Genomic DNA, 10,981 nt, shown 5'->3' with positions numbered 1-10,981 from the left:
AAAAAGTATTCAAAAGTTGCGCAGATGGTACTCTGTTAAAAAGAGATTGGACGACCATCTGCTAATGAACAAAATTGTGTTGGCAAGTGCACAACTTTTCGAGACCAAACGCTAAACTTTTTGATTGACAAACACATAATTGGTGAATATTTGAAAGGGTAAGGTATTGCTTGTGGGGATCCTGATTGTTGTAATTGTTTTTGGGTTAATAATAGGTTATTTGGCGGTCGTTATTTTTAGTCCGTTTTTAACAGTAGATGCTGAAGATATCAACAGAATGCCAAAAGATAATAGTATTCCAAAATACCGCCAAAGTATTAGCATTCCAATAGAGGATACCTTTGTCAGCGGGTGGTTATATCTGCCGGAAGATATGGTGAACCCGATCTCATGTGTAATTCTTAGCAATGGATTTTGTGGAACAAAGGATGCTGTTCTAGAAGATTATGCCCTTAGATTTATTGATGTTGGAGTAGCTGCAATTACATATGATTATCGTTATTTTGGTGAAAGCGGCGGTGAACCTAGGCAGCTTTTTAACGGGATAAAACAGATGGAAGATCTGAGAGCTGTGATTGAATATACCAGAAACCAAGAAAAAATAGATGAAAACAAAATTGTTTTATGGAGTACTTCTGCGGCAGGAAGATATGGAATAATTATTGCAGCCGAAGATAAAAAAATAGCAGGGGTCATATCCCAGTGTCCTAGTTTAGATCACGGCAAAGATGACAAGTTGATATTGAAAAGAGAGGGTTTTGGTTATTTTCTAAAGATTTTTATGCATGCGCAGAGGGATAAAGGACGTTCTAGGTTTGGATTATCTACTCACTTTATTCCGGCGGTTGGCAAACCGGGATCATTTGCGTTGCTTAATGCTCCTGGAGCATTTGAGGGCTATCAAAGCTTGATGTCTGAATCAGAGCATTACATAAATAAGATTTGTGGTAGGAGTATGCTCATGATGCAAGGATCTGACGTTACTAAAGTGGCTATGAATGTCGAATGCCCGGTGTTAATGCTTGTGTGTGAGAAAGACACTACAGTTTCGCCAGATTCTTACAAAGGAGTAGCGGAAATCTTGGGAGAAAAAGCAACTGTAATCAAATACCCCGTTGGTCACTTTGATATTTATAAAGGCGAGATTTTTGAAAAGGTTATGGATGCACAACTGATTTTTTTAAAAAGAGTTTTATAAGAGTGAGATGCATCATTACATCTGGATGCGCTCGATAGGTTGCAAAGTAAGAAAAATGATGTAAACAAAGAGTTATATGAAACTAGGTAGTGTCAGTAGAAAATTTTAGAAAGCGAGTGGTCAATGTGAGTTAATTAAAGAATGCTATCCTCGTATGTCATGTGGAGGTGTCGTATCGAAGTCAAAAAGCAAAATTTGGAAAGAGTTAGGTTTCAAGGCTTGTAAATATAGAAGTAATTCTGTCTACTCGACTTTAGCCCTCGATATGAGTTTAAGGTAACATATCGAGGGTATATTTTTTAGTAAAATATGATGTTCACAAATAGTTGTACACAAAATCCAGAAAATAAGATAAACAATACATGACTAGAAAACGATGATCCTATAAAGACAAAGGGATCTATCTGGGAAAACCGATGATCCTTGATAGTGGGATCATCAAAGATTATTTTCAGACAGCGGGAGACTTTGTTCGATTCTCGGAGGAAGAAAATCAGGATGTCTGCCTGGAAATCCACCCCAAAACGAGATGGAGCGAGGAACTGCTTACTGACATGCTAAAACATAATCGCCAGTACCGGAATCTGGGCGAACTGTCCGATAACAAGGGCAACCTAGCTGATCTGACAGATTCAGCAGGAAAGCGGTGGCAGTATCGGCCAGTTGAGCCGGGTGCTGGGACTGGGTAAAATAATGGTGAAGCAGACATTGAAGCGATGAGCATGACAAACGGAAACGTCCCCACGTCATTTTTTAAATAACAAGACTTATGGAGGTACAACAAATGTCAATTACATTTTCGATTAAAAGTACGATCGACGCCAGGCGATCGGCACGCAGTTATCAAATGATGCCTGTTGATCAAGACGCTATGGACGCGATTAAAAACTTTGCCAGGTCAATGCCGATTCCGTTTGAGCATCACGTTGCGATCCGATTCTTTCATGCCGATCCGACAAAAACACTCTATCCACTGATGAAATCACCACCAGATAACATTGCGTTTGTGGCCGAAACGGATAGCATCTCGATTTCACAGGCGGGGTTCGTCGGGGAGTTGCTGATTCTTTACGCCCAGAGCAAGAACATTTCCAGCTGTTGGTATGGGCACTACAAACTGGCAGAGCTTGAACGCTTGATGCCCCATTTACAATCACCTGACCAGTTAAAAGAAGCAAACAAGGGGTTTGGGTATTCAAAAGGCGAGACCACAGGGGTGCGGGCGATCTGCATCACGCCACTTGGTTATTATGAAGATGGCGGATTGCGTCTGATGGACAGGATTACAGAAAAGACGATCAGCCATAAACGGAAAGAAATTACTGAGTTGCTGGAGAATCCGGATAATTTTAGTCATCTGTCAGATGATCTATTGTATGCGCTGGACTTGGGTCGAAAAGCGCCTTCGGCTGGAAATGCCCAAATGTGGCGGTTCGGCTTTGAAGATTCCTTCAATACGATCACTGTTGCGATGCCACCGGAATACCAGCACTTTAAATGGGAACACCCGAATGTCGATATTGGCATATGCGCATGCCATGTCTGGCTCGGACTACTTGACCGCGGCTGGCAGCCAACTGTAAAAGTTAGTGAAGACGCCGGCAGAGCGGTTTGGAAGATTTCAATAGCGTAACGGAAGCAACCGTAGCATTATGGCGGGGTCCCATCGTTGGTCAGAACCTACGGGGCGCGGTCAAACTCAACATGCTCAGGTGCGCTTTAGTATCCCAGGCTGATGACGCCGCAAACAATCAGAGTAAACGCGGACAATGTAATACGGAACGATCTGGATGGGGCGATTATTTTGGTAGGAAACCGGTGGAAGTGTAGGTCAATTGAGTTCGCTTTAGCGCAATCAACGCTAAACTTTAAACCCGTTAACACAAACGTCATCTTGTCATACCCGGACAAAAAAAACCTTGTCAGAATATAACCAATTCTGGCAAGGTCTTTTTGTTAACATCAATGTTTTTTATTGTTTCGGTTTAAACGGGCGATCTGATAAAATTTTTCTTTTTTCTTTTTTAAATAGACAGCTTTATCCTCGAAATAGTCGTTTTCGCAGGTCAGATTCAGATAGGCTTGCCAGCGCTGCTCAGATAATTGACCAGCTTTAATTGCAGCATAGATTCCGCAACCTGGCTCGTTGGTGTGAGTGCAATTGCGAAAATGGCATTTTCCGAGGTAAGCCTCCACATCGCGGAAGGTCCGGTCAAACCCTTCTTTAACATCAAGCATTCCAATTTCACGCATCCCCGGCGTATCGATTAGCATGCCGCCCTCGGGTAAGCGGATCAGTTCTCGTCTTGTGGTGGTATGGCGGCCCTTGTCGTCATTTCTGATTGTTTGAGTATCGAAGCGCTTGTGACCGCTTAGCCAATTGATCAGGGTTGATTTTCCAACCCCGGAAGAACCGAGTAGTGCGACCGTCTGACCAATCGACAAATAAGCCATGAGATCCTGATAGCCTTCATTTTTCAGCGTCGAAATACCAAGGATGTCGACACCGATGGCGATCGCCGCCGCGGCTCTGAATTTGGTCAGCAGATCGTCAGTTAAATCGATTTTTGTCAGGACAACCACCGGAGTCGCTCCGCTTTCCCAGACCAGGCTCAAATAGCGTTCGAGACGTCGGAGATTAAAATCGTTGTTGACGGACATACAGATAAAGACGGCATCGATATTGGCCGTGATCACCTGCGCTTCACTGGATGAACCGACAGCTTTGCGAATAAAGGTGCTTTTGCGAGTGAGCAGATGATGAATAATGCCATTGCCCTTGGCTCCCGATTGACGATCAAGTATCACAAAATCACCGACGGCCGGATAATCTGCGGCTTGAATAATCTCATAATGCAGTCGGCCTGACAGTTCGGCAAAAAATTCGCCCCTTTCTGAAATAACCCGGTAGATTCCCTTTGACTGAGAAAGGATGCGACCGACAAAAATTTCCGGATATTGAGTGGCCTCCAAACGCAATGCTTCGCTCAAACCGTAATTTTTCAGATCAATCCGACTCATTTTTGCCACCTTCAGCGCCGGTTAGGATCTGCGTCATTTTTTCCAGTGGGAATGGCGGACTGGCCAAAGGGGCCACGGCGATGGACATCAGTTTAATGGGGTTGTCATCGGCGGCAATCCGATTGGAGCTGAGGTGCCCACAGCGCCGACAGCGATGAATAATAGCCCATTCCTGATTCTTACGAATCCAGATGCCGATGGGTTCCATCAGGCCACTGCAATTTGCCGATCGATCGCCCGGTAAATCATCAACATGGAGACTGAATAGACAATGGGGACAATGATTACGATGTTTGCTTCCGGCGCCGCTAAATGAAACGGCACCGCCACAATTCCGACAGAAAAAACTTTCCTGGCAGGGTTGATCCTGATAAATGTTTTTTTCTCTATTTGAATATTTCATTATTTTTTCCTCCTGTAACTATTGGATACGATACGGGAGGTTTTGCAGAGATTAGATTTTGCAAACCTCCCGGTTTACCACACTCTCTGCTTTATTTTGTTTTAACATAAAAACTCCTTTCAATATGACAATTAAATGCAAAAAAGCTAACTTTAAACATGGACGGTCTGTCAAACTGACGTTAAACGATGGTCTGATTAAACCCTTTTCAGATAACCTGATTGCTCACGATTAGTTTAACGGTTTTAGCCACAATTTACAAGGCTTTTTTGGTATCCTGGGCCTGGTACAACGTAACTTAAAGTCGCATACCACGGGGACAGTTCGTTGGTCATGTTATTTAGAACATGCGCTACTGGCCAAAAAAATAGATGAAATCAGAAATGACAAAGCAAGCAAGGATAAAAAGTACGACAATTCCGTAAAAGGCTAACGTTAGGTCGATGGGAAAAGTATCCGTTGGCGTACAATTACCAGAGTCTATCAGAAGAATTCATTGACACTGGATATTGCTGTTATCAAAGACGATTTTCCGACGTTGGCAGATTTTATTTGTTTTTCAGCGCAAGAAAATTAAGAGGAGGGTCTGGAAATTCACCTGAAAAAATGGACGGATGAACAGTTTGCTGATATGCTGAAACAAAATGAAAAATATCGGGATCTGGCGAGTTGTCGGTTGAAAAACAAAATTATCTGATCTGACAGATTCAGCCGGAAACCGGCGGTAGTATCCGCCAGTTGAGTCTGGCACTGGGGCTGGGCAAGATTGAGGTAGTTAGGCTGTGAAACGATGAGCATGACAAACGAAACGTCCCCGTGTCATGGGATGCTATTTGGTCTTTTGATAATACTATTGTTCACTGTAATCATACTTGTATGCTTGTGTAATATACATCTAAATAAAAGCAGTTTGATTGATTCATTTATAACACCACGAAGATTCAACCAACGAGAAACGTGATGATAAAATATTTAAAAATACTAATCTCAAATTGAATGCTTTGCCACCTAAAACAACAATTCTGGTGGTCTGTGGTTCTGGTCATTATCATGAACAGTCAGAACGGTTTATTGCGAATGGCTATGTAAGAAATACGATAACGAATAGGTCTGATATTTTTGTTAGTGAAAAAGACGGATTTACCTATAAACCACGGTGAACGAGAGCAGTTAGTGACAGAAGAAACGGGGAAGGCAGGTTTTTTTGCCTGCCATCCCTATTACTCGAAATCCGAAATAAAAATATCTAAAAAAATCTTACCAATAAAAAAATTGCTAATAAAAAAACAGTAACTCAAAGTTCGCTGTTTTTTTCTGATTCTTCGCTGGCACCAAATGTGATGTCAAATATTTTAACCACATTTGGTGCGTTACTTCATTTGTTTCAATGCGCTGTGAGGTTAGTATTTGTCGATGTCACAATCTAAATTGATCGTAACTTCGGACGAATGTGAACTGGTGGTTTTCACTGGTTTGAAAACTGTCTCTTTTCCGATTGAATGCGATGTGCTTGAATCCTTGATTTTAAAGGCCTCCACCATTTGTTTGAGCATTTCAGCCTGGCCGGAAAGCTCTTCACTGGCGGCGGCGCTTTCTTCGGCGGTGGCGGAGTTGGTTTGAACGACCTCAGATACCTGCTCAATGCCCCGGTTGATTTGGGCGATTTCAGAGGCCTGGTCGCTCGAGGCCTGGGCGATATTACCGACCAGATCGGTTACTTTTTGGATTTGATTTAAGATTTCTTTGAGGCTTTCTTCGGTCTGACCGGCAATTTTGGTACCCGCATTGACCCTGTCAATGGAGCCTTCAATCAGACCGGTGGTTTCCTTGGCGGCTTCGGCACTGCGGGCGGCCAGACTTCTGACTTCTTCGGCAACCACCGCAAATCCTTTGCCATGCTGGCCCGCCCGGGCGGCTTCAACGGCGGCGTTCAGAGCCAGAATATTGGTCTGGAAGGCGATGTCATCGATGACTTTGATGATCTTGGAAATGTTTTTTGATGATTCGTTAATATCCACCATGGCGGAGACCATCTTATTCATCTGATCATTGCCCACTACAGCATTACTTCGAACCTTTAGGGCCAAGTCATTGGCTTCATTGGCACTCATCGCGTTTTTCTTGGTTTCAGCGGCGACTTCTTCAATGGAAGCGGTTAGCTCTTGGATCGCACTGGCCTGTTCGGTGGTACCCTGGGACAAGGCCTGACCGCCATCGGAAATCTGCTGAGACCCGATTTCAACTTGACTGGCGGCAATATTAATGTCGGACATGGTGGCACTGAGATTGGTGGTGATGTCGTTCAGTGCTGTTTTGATGGCCTGGAAATCACCCAAATAGTCCTCGGTGATGTGCCGATTCAGGTTTCCCCGGCCGATTTCTTCTAAGGTAGTGGTGATTTCACTGACATAGCGTTTGAGGAAGTCGGCGGTTTGATTCATATTGTCCTTGATCAGGGTGTAATCGCCCTGATAAGTCCCCACCATCGCGGTGTTCAGGTTCCCCCGAGCCAGTTCGTTTAAGGTCGCTGATGCTTCCTGAACCGGTGCAACTACGGCATCAAGAGTGTCGTTGACGCCGTTAACAATCCGGGCGAAATCGCCCTGATGTGTGCTGATATCCGCCCGGGTATCGAGTTTTCCTGCGATACCAGCCTGCGCCAGCATGCCAACGTCTTTAACTAGTGCTTTGATGGATGCCACACATTGATTGACAGAATTGCCGATAAGCAAGAAGGTCTCATAGGTCGTCTGAGTATCAGCGTCACAGGCGGTAAGCTCAATCACAACATCGGTATTTCCCTGGGAAAGTTTGGTGAGTTCCGTCACCAGCTTTTTAGTTTCATTTTGCTGATAGTCCGAGATTTTTATCATCCGTCGTTCTTCTTTGCGGATGGCTGTGAGATCGGTGATGAATTCCATGGCACCAATAATTTTTCCGGAATGATTGGTAATTGGCAACCCGGTATAAGAAATATCAAGATCTAAACCATTTGGGTGCGCATCCGTTTCGCTGCTGGCGGTATTCCCGGTACGCATCGCTCTGGTACAGGCACAGTTTTCCGAATGGCAATCGGAAGTCTTAAAAAGACTGTGACAGGTCTGACCGAGGGCTTCTTTTTTGGAAAGTCCCGCCGTCTGAGCACCTGAATCATTCATATAGAGAATTTCGAAGTCATTATCAATGATTAAAACCGGGTTGGGCATGACATCGATGTAGCCAACCAGGGCATTAAGCATCGCATTGACTCCGCCAACAATTTCTTTAAACCCGCCCTTAAAGGCATCTGCTGTACCTCGCGTGTCCAGGCGTCCTTCCACCGCAGCTTGGGACAGCATGGTTGATTCAGTAATCAGATCCCGGATGGTTGCGATGGTCTTTATAAGTGCTGGTGAGATTTCGTCCCGGTCATCCTTGACTTCAATCATTGCCGAGACATCGCCTTCGGAAATTTGGTTCATGGTAGCAATTACCACATTTTGTAGATCATCCGCCAGTCCGTCCATAGCCATAGCCATCTGGCCGATTTCATCGCGGCTATTTATATTCAGCCGTTCACTCAAATGACCCAGACGTATTTCTTTGATCATATATTCCGCTTTTTTAAGCATACGGCTGATGATCATACTGAGGAAAAACCCCAGGGACAGGGCCATCAGAACGCCGATCACCATCAAGGTCGTCATGGTTGTCACAACGTTGTTTGTCTGGTTGTTGTTGGCCTCGGACAGTTCTTTGCCATCCTCTATAGTCATATCGTGGATTTTTTCCAGGGCATCCTGTTCGGTTTGCGAGGCAATCCCGGCGACCCCGGTAGTTGCTAAGCGGGCAAGGGCTTCTTCGTCCTGATTTTGGCTGGCCAAGGCCATCACGGCTTCCAGCTCTGTCGCATAAACTTTTCGGGAATCGATGAACTGCTGATACAGTTGCTGCATCTCATCATTGAGAATATTCTGTTCAAAGGTTTCGGATATTTGGGTGATTTTTTCACGGCTGGCGGCGATTTTATCTCCATTTGCCGCAATGATTGTGGGATCATCCGCAATAATCATATCTCTGATGTAGCTATTGATCTTCCCAAACTCAATACCCATATCGCCACTTGCCGAGGTAGGTAGTGTCACGTGTTCATACAGTTTTGTGCTGGATGCATCCAACGCTTTTATATTTGTGATCCCCACATAGCCCACAATACCGACGATGACGGCTACCATCATAAACCCCGTTAAAAGCTTTGTTCTGATCTTCATGTTGTAAAACCATTTCATTTTTAAACTCTCCAGTCATTTTATTTATATTATAATAATTCTAAACTAAGGTTATTCAATAATCAAGTCTTTTACCTAATGTTCATGTAAAATTTGCGTAAAGTATATGCATGGTTTGTATGAAGTTTGTATTAAGTTTGCATGAAGTTTGCATGAAGTTTGTACATGACGTGGGGACGTTTCGTTTGTCATACCATCAAAATTGTGGTATACTATCAAAAACAACAGGAGGTGAAATCAGAAATGGCAAGACAAGCACGAGTTAAAAGCACAACTGGAATTTACCACGTCATGCTGAAAGGCTTGGATGGACGTAATCTTTTTTTGGATGATTCAGATCGATCGATTTTTATGGAAAAGCTTAACAAAGCCAGAGAAACCGGCGGGTTTCAGTTGTATGCTTATTGTCTTATGGATAACCATGTGCATCTACTCATCAAAGAAGGGGAAGAGTTGGGTACCAGCATCAAACGGATTACGGTTGGGTATGTGCAATTGCACAACAATAAGTATGGAAGAACTGGCCATCTTTTTCAGAATCGTTTTAGCAGTGAAGCAGTGGAAGACGACCAGTATCTGATGACAGTGGTTCGCTACATTCACTGTAATCCCTTAAAAGCGGGAATGGTAACCCGATTAGAAGACTATCCGTGGAGTAGTTATCATAAAATGATTCAGGCTTATCAGGGAAATCCGACGACACTTGATAGTGGGATCATCAAAGACTATTTTCCGACGGCGGCCGATTTTATTCGTTTTTCGGAGGAAGAAAACCAGGATGACTGTCTGGAAATCCACCTAAAAACCAGAACGAGTGATGAACTGCTCACGGCTATGCTAAAACATAACAGTGAATACCGAAATCTGGGCGAACTGTCTGTTGACAAGCGCAATCAGCTGATCCGACAGATTCAGCTAGAAAGCGGCGGTAGTATCCGCCAGTTGAGCCGGGTGCTGGGACTGGGTAAGATGATGGTGGAGCAGGCGTTGAAGCGGGGAATATGACAAACGAAACGTCCCCGCGTCATGAAACAGATAACGATTGATATGCTTAACTGAACAACAACAAAGATGGACAAAGCGGCCATCTTTTTCAGAATCGCTTTAGCAGTGAAGCAGTCGAAGATGTACAGTATCGGATGATGGTGGTTCGATACATCCACCGCGATCCTTTAAAATCAAAGTCCCAACATAGATATAAAAAGGAGGCATGTTTCCTAAGAAACATGGTTATAATTATGAATAACAATTCTGATTACGTCGATTTGCAGATGGAACTGGAGAACCTGATCATCCAGGATTATGATAAATTATATGCTTGTGCCTTTAGAATGATCGATAATCAGCAGGATACAGAGGATGTCCTTCAGAATTCGTTTTTAAATGCTTTTAAAAATTTAAGTAAATTTAGAAGCGAATCAAAGCTGTTCACCTGGCTATACCGGATTGTCATAAATGAGTGCTACAAGTATTTCAACTATATAAACAAGCTGCCATTGATCAGAATAACTGAAAATTTAGGGATTACCGAAAAAGAATTCTTTGATAGTATCGAATACAATTGTGATTTTGATGATGATTTGGTGATGGATGAACTGCGCGAAAAATGTCTGCAAGCTTTTTTAAAATGCCTGCCCAAAAACCAACGGGTTTGTTTTTTGCTAAAAACCTGTACCGGCCTCAAAAACAAAGAAATTGCCGAGATCCTCGATATGTCAGTTGACAACGTCAAGGTTACGCTATTCAGAGCAAGAAAGCAGCTGCAGGAGTTATTTGAAATGAGATGCAGTTTAATTGATCCCCAGAAGCCATGTAAATGCCAGTTATGGGTAAAATATATGAATGATCATAGGCTCCCCCTTCCAACTGGCTATAATCAGCCGAAAACAGATCAATTACGAAAGGAACATTTTAAAAATCTGTCGTTACTAAAAAAGATCGACTATCTATCCTGGATTCCCGAAATTTATAACGATGGAGGATCAATCCCTAATGCTTCATAAAGATCCTTCTGCTTTTCAGTAACTTCACCAAGTACTCGACCATGCCCAGGGGCTTCAAACAGCTCAATTAGATCAAGTTCATCGATCA

Annotated in this window: 9 protein-coding genes; 6 read left to right on the top strand and 3 right to left on the bottom strand. The window is 43.4% G+C overall.

Annotated features, from left to right (window positions below; translation table 11 throughout):
• Positions 1 to 172: 172 nt before the first annotated feature.
• The 4 genes from ACEW8F_RS11085 to ACEW8F_RS11070 all read left to right on the top strand — a co-directional run bounded on the left by ACEW8F_RS11085 (position 173) and on the right by ACEW8F_RS11070 (position 3,028).
• Positions 173 to 1,198 carry an alpha/beta hydrolase gene (locus ACEW8F_RS11085; RefSeq protein WP_373483531.1) on the top strand — a complete coding sequence of 342 codons (1,026 nt, stop codon included), beginning with the start codon at positions 173 to 175 and terminating at the stop codon, positions 1,196 to 1,198.
• 416 nt (positions 1,199 to 1,614) lie between these two features.
• A complete protein-coding gene (locus tag ACEW8F_RS11080) occupies positions 1,615 to 1,887 on the top strand; it encodes a hypothetical protein (RefSeq protein ID WP_373483530.1) in 273 nt (90 codons plus the stop codon).
• A 95-nt stretch (positions 1,888 to 1,982) separates the two neighbouring features.
• Positions 1,983 to 2,831 (top strand): nitroreductase family protein, encoded by an 849-nt coding sequence (locus tag ACEW8F_RS11075; RefSeq protein WP_373483529.1) that lies wholly within the window; start codon positions 1,983 to 1,985, stop codon positions 2,829 to 2,831.
• A complete protein-coding gene (locus tag ACEW8F_RS11070) occupies positions 2,810 to 3,028 on the top strand; it encodes a hypothetical protein (protein ID WP_373483528.1) in 219 nt (72 codons plus the stop codon). The genes ACEW8F_RS11075 and ACEW8F_RS11070 overlap by 22 nt, the downstream gene beginning before the upstream one ends.
• A gap of 132 nt (positions 3,029 to 3,160) precedes the next feature.
• Here ACEW8F_RS11070 and rsgA read toward each other — a convergent pair whose 3' ends face one another.
• From rsgA to ACEW8F_RS11055, 3 genes are all read right to left on the bottom strand, one after another.
• Entirely contained in the window at positions 3,161 to 4,219 is a 1,059-nt protein-coding gene (gene rsgA, locus ACEW8F_RS11065) for a ribosome small subunit-dependent GTPase A (RefSeq protein WP_373483527.1), read from the bottom strand.
• Positions 4,206 to 4,622 carry an RNHCP domain-containing protein gene (locus ACEW8F_RS11060; protein WP_373483526.1) on the bottom strand — a complete coding sequence of 139 codons (417 nt, stop codon included), beginning with the start codon at positions 4,620 to 4,622 and terminating at the stop codon, positions 4,206 to 4,208. The genes rsgA and ACEW8F_RS11060 overlap by 14 nt, the downstream gene beginning before the upstream one ends.
• A gap of 1,400 nt (positions 4,623 to 6,022) precedes the next feature.
• Complete coding sequence (locus tag ACEW8F_RS11055; protein ID WP_373483525.1) at positions 6,023 to 8,890, bottom strand: methyl-accepting chemotaxis protein; 2,868 nt, start codon at positions 8,888 to 8,890, stop codon at positions 6,023 to 6,025.
• A gap of 243 nt (positions 8,891 to 9,133) precedes the next feature.
• Here ACEW8F_RS11055 and ACEW8F_RS11050 point away from each other — a divergent pair, with 243 nt between their 5' ends.
• Together ACEW8F_RS11050 and ACEW8F_RS11045 are read left to right on the top strand one after the other, a co-directional pair.
• Positions 9,134 to 9,895, top strand: a complete 762-nt coding sequence (locus ACEW8F_RS11050; protein ID WP_373483524.1) for a transposase — start codon at positions 9,134 to 9,136, stop codon at positions 9,893 to 9,895.
• A gap of 233 nt (positions 9,896 to 10,128) precedes the next feature.
• Positions 10,129 to 10,893, top strand: coding sequence for an RNA polymerase sigma factor (locus ACEW8F_RS11045; protein WP_373483523.1), 765 nt, complete (start codon positions 10,129 to 10,131; stop codon positions 10,891 to 10,893).
• Positions 10,894 to 10,981 lie beyond the last annotated feature (88 nt).

Origin of the sequence: Acetobacterium sp. (genome assembly GCF_041752335.1) — a bacterium.
Taxonomy (GTDB): Bacteria; Bacillota; Clostridia; order Eubacteriales; family Eubacteriaceae; genus Acetobacterium.
Note: the sequence above shows the minus strand (reverse complement) of the source record. Positions and strands in the feature narration are given on the sequence as shown.